At 33.5% G+C, this 17,873-nt stretch carries 16 protein-coding genes; 9 read left to right on the top strand and 7 right to left on the bottom strand.

What is annotated here, in order from left to right; translation table 11 throughout:
* Window positions 1–154: 154 nt before the first annotated feature.
* Window positions 155–1,609 carry a sensor histidine kinase gene (locus RM520_RS07975; RefSeq protein WP_311387614.1) on the top strand — a complete coding sequence of 485 codons (1,455 nt, stop codon included), beginning with the start codon at window positions 155–157 and terminating at the stop codon, window positions 1,607–1,609.
* 158 nt (window positions 1,610–1,767) lie between these two features.
* Here the strand turns inward: RM520_RS07975 and RM520_RS07970 are convergent, their stop codons facing one another.
* Window positions 1,768–3,336, bottom strand: a complete 1,569-nt coding sequence (locus tag RM520_RS07970) for a hypothetical protein (RefSeq protein WP_311387613.1) — start codon at window positions 3,334–3,336, stop codon at window positions 1,768–1,770.
* Window positions 3,337–3,601: 265 nt separating this feature from the next.
* On the opposite strand from RM520_RS07970, the gene RM520_RS07965 reads away from it, so the two are divergent.
* The 6 genes from RM520_RS07965 to RM520_RS07940 all read left to right on the top strand — a co-directional run bounded on the left by RM520_RS07965 (window position 3,602) and on the right by RM520_RS07940 (window position 11,455).
* Window positions 3,602–4,123 (top strand): RNA polymerase sigma factor, encoded by a 522-nt coding sequence (locus tag RM520_RS07965; protein WP_311387612.1) that lies wholly within the window; start codon window positions 3,602–3,604, stop codon window positions 4,121–4,123.
* 79 nt (window positions 4,124–4,202) lie between these two features.
* Complete coding sequence (locus tag RM520_RS07960; RefSeq protein ID WP_311387611.1) at window positions 4,203–5,069, top strand: FecR family protein; 867 nt, start codon at window positions 4,203–4,205, stop codon at window positions 5,067–5,069.
* Between the two features lie 97 nt (window positions 5,070–5,166).
* Window positions 5,167–7,593 carry a TonB-dependent receptor plug domain-containing protein gene (locus RM520_RS07955; RefSeq protein WP_311387610.1) on the top strand — a complete coding sequence of 809 codons (2,427 nt, stop codon included), beginning with the start codon at window positions 5,167–5,169 and terminating at the stop codon, window positions 7,591–7,593.
* Between the two features lie 184 nt (window positions 7,594–7,777).
* Window positions 7,778–9,241: a vanadium-dependent haloperoxidase gene (locus tag RM520_RS07950; protein WP_311387609.1), complete on the top strand. Its 1,464-nt coding sequence runs from the start codon at window positions 7,778–7,780 to the stop codon at window positions 9,239–9,241.
* A gap of 169 nt (window positions 9,242–9,410) precedes the next feature.
* Complete coding sequence (locus RM520_RS07945) at window positions 9,411–10,574, top strand: cytochrome-c peroxidase (RefSeq protein ID WP_311387608.1); 1,164 nt, start codon at window positions 9,411–9,413, stop codon at window positions 10,572–10,574.
* A gap of 110 nt (window positions 10,575–10,684) precedes the next feature.
* Window positions 10,685–11,455 carry a 3-keto-disaccharide hydrolase gene (locus tag RM520_RS07940; protein WP_311387607.1) on the top strand — a complete coding sequence of 257 codons (771 nt, stop codon included), beginning with the start codon at window positions 10,685–10,687 and terminating at the stop codon, window positions 11,453–11,455.
* Window positions 11,456–11,543: 88 nt separating this feature from the next.
* Here RM520_RS07940 and RM520_RS07935 read toward each other — a convergent pair whose 3' ends face one another.
* On the bottom strand, window positions 11,544–12,398 hold the full coding sequence (locus tag RM520_RS07935; RefSeq protein WP_311387606.1) for a winged helix-turn-helix domain-containing protein: 855 nt from the start codon (window positions 12,396–12,398) through the stop codon (window positions 11,544–11,546).
* Between the two features lie 125 nt (window positions 12,399–12,523).
* Between RM520_RS07935 and RM520_RS07930 the strand changes: the two genes are divergently transcribed.
* Both RM520_RS07930 and RM520_RS07925 read left to right on the top strand, forming a co-directional pair.
* Window positions 12,524–13,114, top strand: coding sequence for a YceI family protein (locus RM520_RS07930; protein ID WP_311385175.1), 591 nt, complete (start codon window positions 12,524–12,526; stop codon window positions 13,112–13,114).
* A 5-nt stretch (window positions 13,115–13,119) separates the two neighbouring features.
* A complete protein-coding gene (locus RM520_RS07925) occupies window positions 13,120–13,704 on the top strand; it encodes a hypothetical protein (RefSeq protein ID WP_311385174.1) in 585 nt (194 codons plus the stop codon).
* 129 nt (window positions 13,705–13,833) lie between these two features.
* Here RM520_RS07925 and RM520_RS07920 read toward each other — a convergent pair whose 3' ends face one another.
* The 5 genes from RM520_RS07920 to RM520_RS07900 all read right to left on the bottom strand — a co-directional run bounded on the left by RM520_RS07920 (window position 13,834) and on the right by RM520_RS07900 (window position 17,838).
* The gene (locus tag RM520_RS07920) at window positions 13,834–14,616 is read right to left on the bottom strand and encodes a nuclear transport factor 2 family protein (RefSeq protein WP_311385173.1); all 783 of its coding nucleotides are present in this window, start codon (window positions 14,614–14,616) and stop codon (window positions 13,834–13,836) included.
* Between the two features lie 16 nt (window positions 14,617–14,632).
* On the bottom strand, window positions 14,633–15,262 hold the full coding sequence (locus tag RM520_RS07915) for a ferric reductase (RefSeq protein WP_311387605.1): 630 nt from the start codon (window positions 15,260–15,262) through the stop codon (window positions 14,633–14,635).
* Between the two features lie 8 nt (window positions 15,263–15,270).
* Window positions 15,271–15,900 (bottom strand): O-methyltransferase, encoded by a 630-nt coding sequence (locus tag RM520_RS07910; protein WP_311385171.1) that lies wholly within the window; start codon window positions 15,898–15,900, stop codon window positions 15,271–15,273.
* A 72-nt stretch (window positions 15,901–15,972) separates the two neighbouring features.
* Window positions 15,973–16,359 (bottom strand): hypothetical protein, encoded by a 387-nt coding sequence (locus RM520_RS07905; protein ID WP_311387604.1) that lies wholly within the window; start codon window positions 16,357–16,359, stop codon window positions 15,973–15,975.
* A 24-nt stretch (window positions 16,360–16,383) separates the two neighbouring features.
* Window positions 16,384–17,838 (bottom strand): nuclear transport factor 2 family protein, encoded by a 1,455-nt coding sequence (locus tag RM520_RS07900; RefSeq protein WP_311387603.1) that lies wholly within the window; start codon window positions 17,836–17,838, stop codon window positions 16,384–16,386.
* Window positions 17,839–17,873: the final 35 nt, after the last annotated feature.

Raw genomic sequence — 17,873 nt, 5'->3', positions numbered from 1 at the left:
CACGCATTTTTTTACCAAATCAAACTTTACCCTTAAATCAGAATCGATAACTTGTTTATCGATTTATGAACAGGCATCTAATGACTAAGCTTGACATATAAATTTGATTAATGAATGATTCTTATTATATTCATAACCAACGCTCGGTTACTATATGAATGGTTTTGATTTACAATATCTAATAACTGTAGTATTCATTGCTATTTTTGGTGTCTTTGGAATTTACCACTTTGTCTCCTATTTAATTTTAAGACATAAATTACTAGGTTATTATTGTATTCTGATAATTGGTATTACGCTTCATTGGAGTTGGTACTTATTTCCTTTAGATTTTATTGAGGAGGTTGCAAGTAAAGCATCGCTCATTACCGCAATGATTACAACATATGGCTTTGTTTTGTTCACTATTAATTATTTAAACATTAATAAAAGCAATCATCCTAGATTAACTAGGTGCTATACCCTTATAAAATATAGTGCAGTTTTGATTCCGACGCTATATATTTTGAATGTTTTGACTTTCAAGATTGACTGGCTCACTAATTCACTTGTTATGCTTGCGGCAATTACGGCCGCGCTGTCTACTTTTTTAAATATATTTTCAGGGGTACATTTATTTAAAGAAGAAAAATTCAATAAGTACTATTTGTATTCTTACACCCCGCTCCTACTTGCGGCAATAATATATATAAGCGCATGGTTTTTGAAAAATAGTAATTTGGTGGTTCCTCAATTAGTATTATTAACTACATCAATATTAATTACACTACAATTAATCTTATACTCCATTTTAATGGGATTTAAGTTTAAAGCTATTGAAGATGAAAACATGAGAACCCAGATTGAAACCAATAAAATTCTTACCCTCGAAGTGGATAAGCAGACCAAAAATCTGCAAACAGCAAAAGGAGAGTTAGAAATTAAAAATCAAGAACTCGAAACGATTAATGGCATTAAAAACAAATTGTTCTCATTGCTTACCCATGATGTTAGAGGGCCTTTAAATAACATTACTGAACTAGTACAAATTATTGAAGACCAATTAAATACTAGTGAGTTACAAGGAATAACAAAGAAGTTGAAAAATAAAATCAACGATAGAGTTTCTATGGTAAATGCCCTATTAGAATGGTCCTATAATCAGCTTGAAGGAATACAACTAAATAAAACGAGTTGTGACATTAAAGAAATGTTTGATTCCATAGCACAGGAATTTGAGCAAATAGCAGAGGATAAAGAGGTGACTTTAGTGTTTGAAATTTCTCATCCAAATCTCGTTATTGATGAAAACATGTTCAAAGTCATTTTACGTAATTTGACTTCTAATGCTATTAAATTCAGTAAAAAAGGTGATAAAGTCATCCTTTCTTCTCGAAAGGATTCAGACCATATTGAAATTGGTGTGCAAGATTTTGGAGTAGGTATGAATACAGCATGGTATGAAAACCTTAAAAGCGGTAGTATGCCCAAGACAAAAGTAGGCACCAACGGAGAACAAGGAACCGGTTTTGGATTACTAATTACAAAGGATTTTGTAGAATTGAATGGCGGTGAAATGATATGTAAAAGCGAACTAAACCAAGGAACTCAGTTTATGTTACGTTTTTAAATTTTCAATATTGGAATTAAGCAGTTTATTTTAAAACCTACTTTTCAAGGCCTCCAATCATTTATGATTTTTAAAAATATTAGGCATTCTATAAAGATTGACAATACTGATTTCGTTAATCACGGTTAAGAAAAACCTCTTTTTTAAAGGAATTAACTTTAAAACTTAGGAAGACTATTATTTATAAATTGTTGCTGTTGCCACATCATTTGTTGTTGCCATTGCCAATGCCAATTCCAATTATTATAGTTAGGTCTTGAAAAAGTTTTATAAAACTGTCGATGTTCAAAACTTATGGGCAATAAAAAGGTGCATTGCGCATTCTTATCTTCAAACCTTATATTTTTAAAACGCATAGGAAAACGGCCATCAGATTTTAAAGCAGATTCGCAGAACGGTTTTATTAATTTTTGCAAGGCTTCATTATTAGAATCTAAGATTTCATAGCTTATAACTCTTCCCTTAAAATCGGTATTAATTTGGAGCAACATGGTTCCCTCAAGGTCAGTAGAAACTACTGAGTTATTGTATCCTGAACTACTTTCAAAAAATGCTCTTAATCTAGTACTGAGGTTATCCAGGTTAATAGGTTCCGTGTAATTTGAATAAAGATACGTAGTCTCAGTATCAGTCAGTTTTTGAGCTATCTCCATGTTTTTTTTGTCGAATTCATATCGAATTGACTGCCCATTATGCTCCACAGTCGAAGAAATGCTAGCATAGGTATTAATGCGTTCATCTCCTATTAATGATCCTTTCCTTCGCATAACATCAGATTTACCTTCTTCCCTCTCAAATTTGAAATAATCAAATGCCAAGAATAATTCTTCATCTCGATAACGCTTTGACCTTATCAAATCACCATGATTATAAGTACGTTTCATCTTAATTGCCCCGGTCTCATAAACTGTAAGTGTATCATGTCTTTTTAATGGATGTAAAGAAGAATAATTGAGTTCATACATTTTTTGTCCTTGGTCATCATGTATAGTTACCGAAAAAATACTATCAACTATTTTAGTCACTTTACCGCTAAATAGGGCTAATTCTGGTTTTTTAACCTCTCTCCATAGTTTATCATAAAAAATACGTGTGTCTTCTTTATAGTGCCGGTAGTATTCCTCAATTTTTAATGTATTTAGAAATTCTTCAATGGTCAACTCTTGTTCAGAATTAAGCCTATTTATCTTATCGTAAAATCCAAAAAGAACCTCAATTTTCTTTGGATCTTCTACGTTTAAGTCTAATTCTTCCCAATATTCACCTTCTGATTTTTTCAAATGAAGAATTTTCTTTTTGACAGCATATCCATTTTTAAGTTTGTAGTACATGGCATAATCTGCTTTTTCAGAGTCTCCAAGATATTGTAAAATAGTAGGTTCATAAATTGGCTTGTCTTTTAATGAAATCTTACTGGTAACAAAAAATGAATCCGTTTTAGTAGTATAATAGTCTAATTCATCAGCGTCTATTTTAACCGATTCAACAAAAAGATTATTCTTAACCCTAATTTTATTTTCTTTTTGAAGTCTTATTAGGGCAGGGATACCATTTTCACTACCCTTCATAAAATAAACACCCTTTTCGTAAGCGTTTTCACTACCCTCAAAGAAAAAGTTCAGCCCACCATATTCATCGTTTAAAAAGGTATCATAATTACCATAAACAATTTCACCATTGGGAGTATGTGTATATTGAAGCTGTGCAGCGGCAAAGCTAGAAATCATGAAAAAAAATATTAATTGGATGTGATTCATATCAGCGGATGTAGTTGGTCGTAAAAATAAGTCGCCTAATTTTCTTCAGCAGCATTTTAAGTGAACAATTTTGCTGGAAGAAACTTAGCAAGTAAATTTATAAATTTCTCAAATTGTAAAAAATCTCTAAAGAAATAGTTATTAGAGAGAATAAGGTATCTTGCATTTAAATGGCAATAACAAGATTTAGGAAGTTACTATTGTTTTTGCTAGTCTTTTAGAATTAAGAATTACAATGGAGAAAAGTCCATCTGTCTGCGAAGAGCAGGTTTACAATCAAATTTATAAAACTCATGCAGAAAGTCTTCGTAACTATCTGTATTATAAATTTGGTGATATGCAACGTGCCGAAGATATTGTTCAAGATTCTTTCATAAAACTTTGGTCTAAATGTAGTTCCGTCATTTTTGAAAAAGTAACAGGTTTCTTATATAAAATTTCTAGAAACCTTATGATAGACAATATCCGTTCTAACAAGGTGGCATTAAAATTTGAAAAGAGTCTAATGCCTATTCAAGATAATGAAGACCCCTATTTTCACTTAAGAACCAAAGAATTTCGTGAAAAAATAGAAGAAACCATCTCAAGTTTACCAGAAAAACAACGAGAGGCTTTTTTAATGAATAGAATTGATAAATTAACCTACAAAGAAATCGCTTTACGCTTAGAGGTTAGTGAAACGGCTATTGAAAAACGTATTGCAAAAGCTTTAATCAAATTAAAAACAATTACAGAAATAAAAAAATATTCAATTTAGAGGGTTGGGTAAATGATTTGTTAAACGTAGTACTATTGTGAGCAAGTATTTGAAAAATAAAAATTTTATTGCCCGTTGGATGGACGGACGCCTAAATACAGAGGAACAAGAAACCATAGAAAAATCTGGTGAACTTGACGCACTCAAAACTGTTATTGATGATATTGATACTTGGAAAGTAAAACCTTTTGATGTTGAAGCAGGTCTAGCAGAATTGCAAAAGAAAAAAAGCGGGGTAATACCTTTACGGAAAGCCAAAAGAACTCATTGGATGAAATATGCCGCAACCGCACTAATACTTATCTCTTGCGGACTGTTCTGGTATTTATCAGGTTCTAATGAAATACTGGAAAATACCAGAATTGCAGAAAAGAATACGATTGAATTACCTAACGGTTCAATAGTGGAAATTGATGCTGCATCAAGCATTAGTTATTATAAAAAAGATTGGGAAAATAGTAGGGAATTGGTACTTAATGGACAAGCGTTTTTTGATGTTACAAAAGGGAAACCTTTTGTGGTCAGCACTACAACAGCAAAAGTAGCCGTTTTGGGCACCCAGTTTAACATAAAAACAAATGGAGATTTATTCTCAGTTTATTGTTATGAGGGCAAAATAGAGGTTTCATATAAAAACCAAGTTCAAATAATTACAGAAGGTCAAAGTATTGAATTGAAGAATGATGAACTTATAAAATCAAATCATCAAGATGACGCACCTGATTGGATTCAAGGATTTAGCACTTATGATAAAACTCCCCTACGCTATGTTATCGCTGATATGCAGCGTTATTTTGAAGTGGAAATAGCTTTGCCTGAAAAATACGAACAACTACAATTTACAGGTACTATGACTCACGATACTCTAAATAGTGCGCTGAGTACAGTATTCACAACCATGGAAATAAATTATACCCTTGAAAATAATAAGGTTATTTTTTATTAATATGCATTCACCAATCGTGGCAACAATAACAAACCTAAAGGTGCGATTACAAATTTTTAGATCTTATGTGCTTTTTTTGACTTTAAGTCTCTCCTTTATGGGTGTGGCGCGGGCACAAGATGTTGAAAAAAACGAAAAATTTGCCGATCGCTTAGAACGACTTAAAGAAAGATTCGGAGTAGATTTTTCTTATAATTATTCCGTTTTAGGGCAAATTGAAATTCCAAAATCATCTGACTGCACTACTTTGGAAACTTGTCTTAAACAGCTAAATGAATTCATACCAATAACCTTTGAGGCCAGTAGTACTTCTAATTATATGGTGCTACCTATTAGAAACGATTTGAAATTCACCATAATTGATGCCATTACCGATGAAACAATTAATGGTATCAATGTTCAAATTAATAATGGTATTGAAAGATATTATTACCCTAAAAAAGAAGGATATGTACTCGAGAATATTTTCGCTTTAGATTCAATTCATATTCATTCTCCCTATTACAAAAGCGTTCACATTAAAGCTTCGGACCTCCAGCAAATGAAGGCTCCTTTGAAATTTGAACAAGAAATGATTCATCTAGATGAAGTTGAAATTATTGATTATCTAACTCGAGGAATTGATTCAAAAATTAGTGATAATAGCATTCAAGTTGATATGAATTCGCTAGGGCTACTCGCTGGAGAAACAGATGGTGATATTTTTAATGTTATCAAAAACATTCCTGGGGTACATTCGCCTAGCGGAAAACCTGGTAGTCTTAATTTTCGTGGAAGCACTTTTGATCAATCGTTAATTCAAATTGATGATATTCCTATTTATCACAACGGGCATTTTTTTGGTGCACTTTCTCCATACAATCCTTTGTTTATTGATAAGATTGAAATACAAAGGAATACCTTATCTGCAAAATGGGGAGGTCGTGTAGGCGGTTTAATTAATATGACTACAAGTAGTATCATAGCAGATTCAACCTCATATGCATTTCAAGCGAACTCCGTTTATGCGGGGGCAACGATAAAAATCCCTGTGGTTAAAGATAAATTAGCTTTTTATTTTGCAGGAAGATCCAACTACCCGGGTATTAATTCGCCAAAACTAACGGCGTTTTCAAATCTTAATTTTCAAGGTAGCCGTTTAGAAGTTATCGCTGATGATGTAAATAGTGAAAAATTTGAGGTTGGCTTTTATGATATCAACTCAAAACTGATTTATGATATTAACAACAATCATAAAGCCACCGTTAGCTATATCAATATTCAGAATAGCTTATTTGCAACATTAAAGGACTCAGATAGTAAGCAAGAAGATTTTAGAGATTTAGATTTAGACAACTGGGGAGTTACAGCCAAATGGGAAGGTAAATTTTCAGAACGATTCACAGCCCAAGCTAGATTTAGTAAATCTTCATTAACTATTGATAATACAAGTGAGGGCTTTTTGGAGACTGAAAGAAATAGTTTTGAAAAGTACACTAATACCATTGATGATACTCGTTTTATTGTTGAGGCAGACTTTGAAGTAAATACGACCACAAAACTTGAAACTGGTTACACCTTAACCGACTATGAACTTGGATTTGATGAGCGTAATGATCAAAATAGTGTCAACAATCGAAGAGATCAAAATGCCACTGTACACAGTGCTTTCTTTTCTTTAAATAAAAACTGGGGTGATAAGGTAACCGCTAATATTGGACTTCATAGTGATTACTATAATCCCAATCAGAGACTTTATGCCGATCCTAGAATTATGGTCAATTTTAGATCTAACGAATCACTTTTCTTTAAAACATCTGCAGGTCGTTCTCATCAATTCATCCAAAAAAAATTAAGAGATGATTTTGATGATTTTAATAATAACAGTCAGTTTTGGTTTTTACCGGATAGAACCACTGCCGTATTAGAGGGTTATCAGGCCATGGTTGGTGTACTATATGAGAAATCAGGTTGGTTACTGGATACAGAATTTTATCTAAGAAATACAGATAAAATCACGCTACAAGATAACACTGAAATGCTTCAAACAGGAGAATTAAAAACATTAGGTGTAGACCTTTTTATCAAAAAAAGATGGCACAATATAGAAACCATGTTCAGCTATTCTCTTAGCAGTATAAATACCAATTATGGGGAAACCTCTCCGGTATATTTTGATCAGCGACATATTTTGAATTTTACTGGACTTTGGCATTTAGACCCTTTCAATTTTGCTTTTACCTGGGGTTATTTTTCAGGAATGCCCGTGGTGATTCCTGATTTTGATGAAGGAAACGATTCCTTGGCAGATCTGGAGTTGTTAAATTCCGAACGTTTTCCTAATCAACATCAATTAGACATATCGGCCACCTATTCATTTTCTAATGAAGCCAACACTTGGAAAGGTATTGTAGGACTCTCTTTTATCAATCTTTACAATCAAGATAATATCGTCAACTTATTTCAAAATGCACCTTCACCAAATAGCCCTTATCGCAAGGCTATAACCTTCTCTCCGAATGTGCAACTAAGTGTCTTTTTTTAAAAAGCCTTGTTTTAGTGTAGCTTATTATTCGTTACAACCTTAGCTTTTAAAGGCATTCATAAACAATTTTCATTTTTTTCAAGCTAAAGGGTTGGGTAAACCGTATGCCATATCGTATTAAGATAAAGGAACGATAAGTAAATAACTTTTTACTTAAACATTAACCCTCGAAAAATTAAAAATTATGAAAAACACCTATTTAAAACAAGTTTATATGATTGCCCTTTCGGCTCTACTTTTTCAAGCTTGTGCTACCGATGAATTAGAAGCTTTAGAATTGGAGGAAACAGAAACAGCAGCTACTGAGGCCGACGAAACAAATGACGAAGCAGCCAGAAATAATCAAAATGGAACTGTTGAACCTTTTGAAGATACTGCTGGACTCATTTTAGGTTGGAATGAGTTGTGGTTAGAATTAGATCAACATACTGTTGGTATGAGACCGAATATTGTTACAAGATCTTTGGCTTACATACATTTAGCAGGTTATGAGACCGCCGTTCCGTTTATGAGTGGTTATTCGTCTAATACGGAAAGAATAAACAATTTTAACCTAAATGAGAACGCCTTTGAAGACAATGTAAACTTAGACCTAGCACTACATACTGCATACGCCATAGCAATAGATCATTTTATGTTTAGCCTTGAACCTGGAGAAAGACAAGCCATATCCAATTTTCAAAATAATCATGAAAATGAGTTAGAAGATGGCCTTTCAGAACAGGAAATTGAAAACTCTGAACGTTGGGGAAGACATGTTGCACAACGAGTCATAAATTATAGTCAAACAGATCAAGCTGCTGAAGAGCAAATTGTAAATCAAACTCCGGATGACTATATAGCTCCTGAGGGAATAGGCTTATGGACAGCAGCAGCTAATGAAGATGCTTGGTTCCCTTACTGGAGAGAAGTTAGAACATTTGCTATAAGTCCTAATCAAACAAGCAGTGTAGATTTTGACACTGCCTTAAGTTATAGCACTAATCCTTCAAGTGAATACTATGAACAGATGTTTGAGGTTTACGAGATAACTATAGGAGCGGCAACAGGCGCCAGTGAAGATTTATGGGTTGCAGAGTTTTGGGCAGATGATGTAGAAGGTTTAATGATTAGCCCCCCCGGCAGACAAGTCTCTATAGCTAATCAATTAATAGAACGAAATGAGCTTGATTTTGACCAGGCTCTGGAATTACTTCTACGTTTGGGCTTTGCTTTAAATGACGCCGCTGTTTCTGCTTGGGACGATAAATACACTTATAACATCGAGAGACCAAGTAACTATATAAGAGAATATATTGATGAAGATTTTACCACCAATTTATCGAGATTTATTGATGGAGTGAATCCTGCATTCCCAAGCTATCCATCTGGTCATGCAACATTTGCTGGAGTCGCAGCAGGAGTTTTCATTTCCTTTTTTGGTACAGATAATATTGATTTTACAGATACTACCTATTCGAATTTTGGAAACATTCCTTTCAACGGTGCTCCAAGAAGTTTTTCTTCATTTACTGAAATGGCCCGTGAAAATGCCTATTCAAGAGTTCCACTAGGAGTGCATATTGAACAAGATGCCATAGAGGGATTACGTCTTGGCTATGAAATCTCAGATGCTGTAAATAATATTACGCTTGGTCCCGACCTATAAAGTTTTGGTTTAAAACCTTAATCGTGTTGTTTAAAATTGTTGTAAAAAGCTTCTCAAAATATGCGAAGCTTTTTACTTCATAAAACACATTATCAAATCTTAACCCTTCAAAGTATATGACACACAATTACTTTTTAATCTTTTGTAAATCAATTTAAAGCGTTCGTAAATGAAAAAGTATTTTGTACCCCTTTGTGTTTTATTTTCTCTATTAAAATCTTGTAGTAATGATGATTATGTTGAAATTTTGACTGATGAAGACTTAGCTCAAGAAGATAATACGATTGTTGAATCAGCCTTTTTAAACCTACCTGCTACCCCTTTTAATTATGCCGATATCGTAATTCCAGATTTTTTCCTTGACAATGATGTTCAAGATGAAGACAATACACCAAATAATAATACAGTAACAGATAATGGTGCAACGCTGGGGAGGGTATTATTTTATGATACCAAGCTATCATTAAATAATACCATTTCGTGTGCCTCATGTCATATTCAAGAAAATGGATTTTCAGACCCAGATCAGTTCAGTACTGGTTTCGACGGTGCCTTGACCGAAAGAAATTCCATGGGATTGGCCAATGCAAGATTCTATGAAAACGGGAGATTCTTTTGGGACGAAAGAGCCGTAACACTCGAAGACCAAACATTAATGCCTATTCAAGATCTTGTTGAAATGGGAATGACCTTACCTGAGCTGGAATCTAAATTAGCACAAGAAGACTACTACTCCACTTTATTTTCCAATGCTTTCGGAGATAATGAAGTGACCAGTCAAAGGATTGCTTTAGCCCTTTCACAGTTTATTCGTTCTATGGTTTCCTTTGAATCTAAATTTGATGAAGGCTTAGCAGAAGCTCAAGATATAGAGGATAATTTTACCAATTTTACTGCTTCGGAGAATAGAGGTAAACAGCTTTTTTTGAGTAATCAGACCCGTTGCTTTGATTGTCACGACACCAACGTATTTGTTGGCGATAATGCAAGAAACAATGGTCTAGATGCTGTAATTACAGATTTAGGTGTTGGAGGTATAACCGGAAACAATAATGAATTAGGTGAATTTAAAGTCCCGTCTTTACGCAATATTGCCTTAACGGCCCCATATATGCATGATGGACGATTTGAGACTTTAGAAGAAGTTATTGAGCATTATAATAGTGGAGTGCAAAACAATCCGAATTTAGATAACAGGTTGACACAAGGAAATAACGTCCGTCGTTTAAACTTATCTGAAGCCGATAAACAAGCTTTAATTGACTTTTTAAATACCCTAACAGATGAGTCCTTTATTTCAGATGAAAAGTATGCCAATCCATTTATTCCATAAATCTAAAGCCCATAATACTTGAGTTACCAAATGCTGGTTTAAGAAGAAAAGTGATTTTTTATAGGTAATCCAAATAATGTTGTAATTTTTACCTTTTAAATAAATTCATAGTGCGAAACCTCTTCATAAGCTTACCCATAATTCTATTTTTTATTGTCTCTTGTCAAACGGATATAAAATCTGACAAACCAGTTTGGCATACAAAGAAATGGGTTGTAGAAAATAAAATTCACAACCAACTAACAAGCACGGAAAAAGAACTAGGCTGGACTCTTCTTTTTGACGGTAAAAGTCTAAATGGATGGCACTTATACCAGAAATCAGATTCCACTCAATTTTCGGGATGGACGGTTAAAAATGGAACACTTTTTTGCGACGCGACCAATGAAACTAAGGTTTTTGGTGATTTAACAACTGACAAAGTATATGAAAATTATGAACTTGTTTTTGATTGGAAAATGGATATCCGCGGCAACGGAGGAGTTTTCATTAATGTACAGGAAACTCCCGAATACAACGCTACCTACAATACTGGGCCAGAATACCAATTATTAGATTCTAATCATTCAGATACAAACACACCTTTGAAAAAAGCAGGTTGTTTATGGGGGGTCTCTCCTCAATTAAATGAAGTCGATGTGAATAATTCTGGTCAATGGAATACCTCTAAAATCATACAGCAAAATGGAAAAATTGAATTTTACCTTAATGGAAAAATAACTGCTAAAGAAGACTTTACCTCAGAAGAGTGGAAAAACAAAGTTGCCATATCACGATTTAAGGATAATACCGGTTTTGCTCAAGCAATTAAGGGAAAAATTGCACTTCAAAATTGGTACTTCAATTCTTGGTTTCGAAATATGAAAATTCGAGAGCTTTAAGGAAAAAAAATGAAAATTAATATCATCCTTACCGAGTAAAGGAAATATTCAAGACCCTTAGGTCCATAATTTTTTTGGTTATTCATCCTTAGTTTTCGATAGCTAAAACCTCTAATTTATATCCAATGCTATGAATATTTGTGATTTTAATAGTGGTGTCACTAGCTAGTTTTTTACGCAGCTTAGAAATATAAGTATCTAAACTTCTTCCCACAATAACCCCATTATCTTCCCATATTTTCTTGGTTAAAAGCTCTCGACTAATCACTTGGTTCGGCTGTGCAATAAGCAATGAAAGTATTTCACACTCTTTTTTAGTAAGAGCAAATTCTTCTGTTTCTTTTACTAATTTGTTTTCATTAGGGTAAAACTTAAAGCTTCCAATACGATTAAAAGATTCCGTTTGGAATTTTAAATTTTTGCTCTTCCTTTTCTTTGAAAGCATTAAAGCTGTTATAACTAATGGTATAATAAGCAGAAACCATAAACCTCCCCCCGGTTTGGGTTTTGTAGTACCTAAAAGCCTTATTTCAAACATATAACAGTCAGAAGGTAGTGCTCTGCCCGCACAAGGAATTAAAGTTTTTTCCTCTTCTTTATGCATCTCATAGCTGTAGGCAACTTTTTGATCTTCGCACTGTAAAACTTGAACAATGTATTGAGAGGGCAACTGTCCTTTCTGAAAACTTTCTTTTACTGTATTTACAATGGCATTTGGCTCAAAAGAATGATTGTCCTTAAAACGTAGGAGGTATTTTGATTCTGAAATTTTTTCAACGGGTAAAATTAATGAAGTGCTATCACCTTGCGAAAGCAATAGTCGATTCCCTGCTTCTCTTACGCCAATTTTAATACGTTCATCAGCTATGCTTTCTTCTTCATTTAAAGGATTACAGCTTATAAAGCAAAAAAGAACTACAAAAAAATATGTGTACTTAGTCACATGATTCATAGTCGCAAAGAACAGCTTATTTAGGAACTTTTCACAACCGTTGACACTTCTTTTACATTCTTTTGACATATTCAACATCAAGCTCGAATTAGTTTTATCCTCAAATTATAACACATATGAAAAATATATTATTTACCCTTGGGATGATTATAAGCACTGTTATTACTGTAAATCCACAAAAACAAATACCTAAAGTTTTTAGTGAAACTTATGACCTGGATATTGTAAAGAGTAATATCGCCTGGAAAGGAAGCTACTTATTTCAATTTTCAGAACATACCGGTATTGTAAATTTTAAAAGCGGGGAGCTTTATACCAATAAAGATGAAATTACCGGTGGTTCTTTTGTTGTTGACATGACCAGTATTACAAATGAACAATACCAAAAGAACCCAGATAATGGTCCTGTAGAACATCTAAAAAATGGTGATTTTTTTGATGTTTCTGTTTACCCTGAAGCCCATTTAGAACTATCAAAAGTGACGTATTATAAGGAAGATAATGAGCATAGATTTGAAGGAAGATTGACTATCAAGGGCATCACTAATACGATTATGATTAGAGCATTCGCTGATGCTGAAACAAGATCGATAAAAACTAAATTTAAAATTGATAGGAAAGACTGGGGTATTACCTATGACAGTAAATATAAAGATAGCGCAATTTCTGATGCAATTGAGTTTGATGTTTTCTTACAATTTAAATAATAAGCATGAGAACAAACTGTTTAAGTCTAATTGTGTTTTGTATTCTTTGTTTTTCTTATGCCCAAGAGGCAAAACACAAATCATTACTAAAAACCACAAATTGGGGATCTGAATTTTTTGATTTTCCAATAAAATTTGCACCTACCATACCGTATAAGGGCTATGAAGAAGCTGTCTTTCCAAAAGGCTGGTCTAATAAAGAAAGTATTGAATTCTGGTCTTATGCATTTGCTTGGAAAATAGAAAAAACAATAGACCTGTCGCCTCAAGACTTGGAATTACAATTAGAGGCCTACTTCGATGGATTAATGAATATTAAAAACATTAAAAATGGTGTTAGTATTCTACCTACAAAAGTGTCTTTCAAATCACCAATTAATAATTTAAATAATGAATTTCTTGGAGCTGTCTATTTATATGAAGGCAGGTATAATAAGCAAATGATGCTACTTTATACAAAGGTAAGTCTGCTTTATTGTGAAAATAAAACTAGACTAATACTTCTGTTTAAGTTTTCCCCTATGGATTTTAATTCGCTAATTTGGGAAGTGTTAGATGACATTACCGTACTAAATGACCATTGTGAATGAACTTGCTGAAAAACCCCATTTTTACTTTAAAGAGCAGCTGTTCAATAATAGTTTTGCCCTACCTGTTGTCTCCATAACTATGAGATTGCATGCAGGGCAATTTTAGGTTTTCATTTTTAACTTATATAATTAAAATTTACCACTATTTACGTTTTCTTCAGGTACGGGTTCTACATTATCCCAATGTTCAACTACTTTACCATTCTCAACTCTAAAAACATCTACTTGAGCGTAGTCTTGGTTTAATTTACCATCGTTCCAATTTGCTTTAGATAAGGTTGCGACAAAGTTACCCTGCCCAACACAAAGTACTATCTCTTGATAGGTCAATGGTGGGTTAGGCAGGCTAGCCAATTTCTGAAAATGAGCTAGACCGTCTCCCACTTCTTTATTATGCTGAAGATATTTTTCCTCAGATATGTAGTTGGATAAATTTGCAGGATTACCGCCTTTCATTAAACCATCTTTAATAAGATTGCGAACAAGCTCTTTATTTTCCTCTGTTTTATCTAAATCAGTTAACTCAGTTGCTCCATCAACGGAACTTCTTCCAGAAGGATTTGATTCTGAATACTCACCGATAACATCCCAGTGTTCAATGATTTTATCATTTTGGTCTGTATCAAAAAAGTCGGTAGTCACCCATTTTGCTTCACCATCATTAAGACTTTGAAAAGCATGAATAAATACATATTGTTTATCAACTAATCCTCTTACGATTTGGATATCTCTTTTTGGATTACGAGCAATAAACGGTTCGAAGAATTCTACAAAACCTTCAACGCCATCGCGAACCCCTGTACTATGTTGAGTATAACGATTCCCGGTATATTTTGTAACTGCTTCTCTGGCTTTACCATCTCTAATTCCTTCCAAGTAAAGCCTTTTTGCATTTTCTAATTTTTGACTCATAACTTAAAATATTTTTCTAATTACTGTTGTTTTTATTTGTTCTTAATCTGATGAATTTTTCTTTAATAAATGGTATTCGTATTATAAAACCAACTCCAACTATTGTAGCATAAATAGTCCAGGTCTTTTCTAAGATAGCTACATGAACTAAGGTTAGAAAAATAGCGACATATGAAAAGCTTTGTAATTTTTTCCAGTTCTTTTTTAGCATTTTCATAGACTTACTATTAGAAGTAAATAACAAAGGAATTAAAATTAAAACGGCTATAAACCCAGCTATATAATTGAATTGAGTAAAGGTTTCTAACATACCTGCGGCCCATATGAATATAATAAAGTGAAGTAAACTCCAGACGGCAGTTGCAATCCCCATCGCTTGTCGGACATACAGGTTGGTGACTCCAAAAAGAATAAAAAATGGGGTACATGTTAAAACTGCAGTCATCCATCGAATGGCGAATTCACCAGTAATGTGATAAAGCATTTCTAAAGTGTCACTATTACTGGCAGCTTGATTCTCAATTAACGTTAATTTTAATGTCCCTTCAATAACACTAATACTGACCATACTAGATAATATAAGTAAAGGTAAACTAGCCAAAATTACAACTAACACCCAGCCATAATTCTTCTTGATTAAATTCATTTTTATATTTACTTTTTCCGAATTAAAACTACTTTCCCATTATGACTAGTTCTCAAGTCATATTTAGCGGTTTGTGCAACTGTTTTTAAAAAAACTTGAGTGTCATTCATGTCGGCATTATCAACATAAACAATTGTTTTGTTGTGGAAAGTATGCTCTAACATATTAAACAATGGCAAATAGAGGTCTTTCCAACCATCAAGCACTAGTAAATCTGTTGGTTCGCTATAATTTTTTAAAGTTTCTAAAGCATCGCCAATTCTAAGGTCTATAAGTTCAGAAACACCAGCTTTAGCGAAATTCTCGGTCGCTCTCTTTGCTTTAGAAGGAACCAATTCTGTGGTGATAATATTTCCTTCAGTCTCAATGACTCCTTGAGCAAGATAAAGTGTAGAAATACCAAAAGAAGTTCCGAATTCTACAATATTTTTAAATCCGTTTTCTGTAATTAATTGTCGTAATTCTACTCCTTGTTCTTGAGAAATAGAAAGATAGACATCTTTAAAATCTGTAGGTTGTAAAGGTCGAAAAACGCTCTTTGCGATACCTTTAATCATTTTAATGTGATCGCCTTTTGCGTCGTCAAATAATTCGTTTAAAATGTTCTCAATTTGTGTATGTTTTGTTATCGTATTCATTCGTTTTTTAAGATTAAAAAAGGAATACCAATATCATTGCTATTCCTTTTAAGATTTAATAGTTCTGAAATCTTATGCTTTGACTTTAGTAAAAGCAATTATTTCTATTAGACACATAACCCCACCAAAAATGGCTATTGGCATATTGTCTGCAACGAAATTGTTCATAAAATCTACGCCGTCGCTAACAATCCTCAGCAATAAAACTAATTTTATCATTGCAGCATTATTTTTAATTAGCGAGAAAATAGTTACTACCGCTGTTGCAACATTTCTAGAGAGAAAAAGACCTAGAGGTCCTGCCAATGATAATGCTCCAGCTGCCGGAAGTGCTTCCCAAGTCCCTAATAAGGCCTCAGGCATGAAATAACCAGATATACAAGCCCCTACAGTGATTACTACTGTTATCCATAGGTAAATGATTATCCATTTTGGTATCGAATTCGTTGGTGTCGTCATTGTTATCTATTTAAAGGTTAGTAATTAAAATTTTCCGTTATCATTTTTCCATTCTGTTTTAGGGGGAATAGCTGCAATTACATCCCAATGCTCTACTATTTTGCCATCTTCTAATCGGAAAAGATCATAAAAAGCTGTTGCTTCTCCTTTACCGAATTTTCCTTCGCTCATACTAAGTACAAAATTCCCTTGACCTAGAACTTTATGAAGTTTAGTATACTCCATAACCAAACCATTTTCAGCAAAATATTGCATTGCAGCACCAAAACCATCTAAACCATCAGCAACTGCAGGGTTATGTTGTATGTATTTTTCTGTACTAATGTATGTAGTAAGCTTGTCCATTTCGTGGCCTAAAAGTACCTTCTCAATAAATTCAGTAATGGTATTTTTATTTGCCTCAGTTTTATCTAAATCGGTTAAGGCAGTGGCACCATCAAACTGTGTTCTTCCGCTAGGATTATTAGGTTGAACAGATAGCAAATTATCCCAATGTTCAACAATTTGGCCTTCCTCAAAACGAAAAACATCAAAGCCTGCTTTAGGTCCAAAAAAGTCGTACTCGGTATGAGTAAATACATAATCACCATCTTCAAAAGCACGAATAACATTGGCTTTAAATCCTTCAGGTGGAGCATGTTGCATTACTTCACCAAAGCCAGCAAGACCATCTCCTACTCCTAAGTTATGCTGAATATATTTTGTGGGATTTATATAAGAAATTGGTGTTTGATCACCAGTATTAAAACTATTTAATAAAGAGACTACTTTTTCTTTCTTAGTTAAGTTCATAGATGTTGAGTTTAAAGAGTTAAGCATTGTTGTTCGTAGCATGTAAATTGAAGATGGATTCATCATCCCCATAAATTCTTTGGAGATTTCATTATCCATAAAAGGTTGTAAAGCTTTATCAGAATTGGTTTTATTATCCCAATAAACTGCAACAATTTGCTCCCCAGCTTCATTTACGCCAGTAATACGCTGTAAAAAGCCCTCTTTAGGTGCTGATACCTTTACCCCTACTTTTTGATTTACTTTATTGAATTTTGTCATATCAACTCCGTCATTAGTTTCAAATGACATGGTCTCAACAAAGGAGCTACTTCTGGCATCAAAGGAGTCGTTGATGGTATATCTATTCATTTTCATAGAAGACCCTTCAATCATACCTGCATAATCGGCAACTGATGCATCATTCATAAACTTATCCATAGATGCTTTTGCATCTTCAATGGACTTCCAATAAACTAAAACTACATAGTCTCCCTGCCCATTAACCGAACTTTGTCTTTTTATAAAACCTGGTTGCTTATTAGTGAAAGTGGATTCAACTTCGGCATCTAGGGCGTTAAAGGTTAAGGAATTTGCTGTCGTTTTTAATCTAAAAGTTGTTACCTCTAATACAGATGGAGGAATTGGTTCTGTGCAACTTGATACTACAAGAGCAATAATTGCTAATACTGTTAATGGATGTTTCATATCGTTGTTTTTTGTTTACGTCACAAAATTCAACA

The sequence above is a fragment of the Croceitalea vernalis genome (assembly GCF_031846405.1).
Taxonomy (GTDB): Bacteria; Bacteroidota; Bacteroidia; order Flavobacteriales; family Flavobacteriaceae; genus Croceitalea; species Croceitalea vernalis.
This window is presented reverse-complemented; position numbering and strand designations above follow the sequence as displayed.

Bases quoted from the DNA above. Each gene is read 5' to 3' on its own strand.
- RM520_RS07975 (WP_311387614.1), top strand. From the start codon at position 155: ATGAATGGTTTTGATTTACAATATCTAATAACTGTAGTATTCATTGCT.
- RM520_RS07970 (WP_311387613.1), bottom strand. From the start codon at position 3,336: ATGATTTCTAGCTTTGCCGCTGCACAGCTTCAATATACACATACTCCC.
- RM520_RS07965 (WP_311387612.1), top strand. From the start codon at position 3,602: ATGGAGAAAAGTCCATCTGTCTGCGAAGAGCAGGTTTACAATCAAATT.
- RM520_RS07960 (WP_311387611.1), top strand. From the start codon at position 4,203: ATGGACGGACGCCTAAATACAGAGGAACAAGAAACCATAGAAAAATCT.
- RM520_RS07955 (WP_311387610.1), top strand. From the start codon at position 5,167: ATGGGTGTGGCGCGGGCACAAGATGTTGAAAAAAACGAAAAATTTGCC.
- RM520_RS07950 (WP_311387609.1), top strand. From the start codon at position 7,778: ATGAAAAACACCTATTTAAAACAAGTTTATATGATTGCCCTTTCGGCT.
- RM520_RS07945 (WP_311387608.1), top strand. From the start codon at position 9,411: ATGAAAAAGTATTTTGTACCCCTTTGTGTTTTATTTTCTCTATTAAAA.
- RM520_RS07930 (WP_311385175.1), top strand. From the start codon at position 12,524: ATGAAAAATATATTATTTACCCTTGGGATGATTATAAGCACTGTTATT.
- RM520_RS07925 (WP_311385174.1), top strand. From the start codon at position 13,120: ATGAGAACAAACTGTTTAAGTCTAATTGTGTTTTGTATTCTTTGTTTT.
- RM520_RS07920 (WP_311385173.1), bottom strand. From the start codon at position 14,616: ATGAGTCAAAAATTAGAAAATGCAAAAAGGCTTTACTTGGAAGGAATT.
- RM520_RS07915 (WP_311387605.1), bottom strand. From the start codon at position 15,262: ATGAATTTAATCAAGAAGAATTATGGCTGGGTGTTAGTTGTAATTTTG.
- RM520_RS07910 (WP_311385171.1), bottom strand. From the start codon at position 15,900: ATGAATACGATAACAAAACATACACAAATTGAGAACATTTTAAACGAA.
- RM520_RS07905 (WP_311387604.1), bottom strand. From the start codon at position 16,359: ATGACGACACCAACGAATTCGATACCAAAATGGATAATCATTTACCTA.
- RM520_RS07900 (WP_311387603.1), bottom strand. From the start codon at position 17,838: ATGAAACATCCATTAACAGTATTAGCAATTATTGCTCTTGTAGTATCA.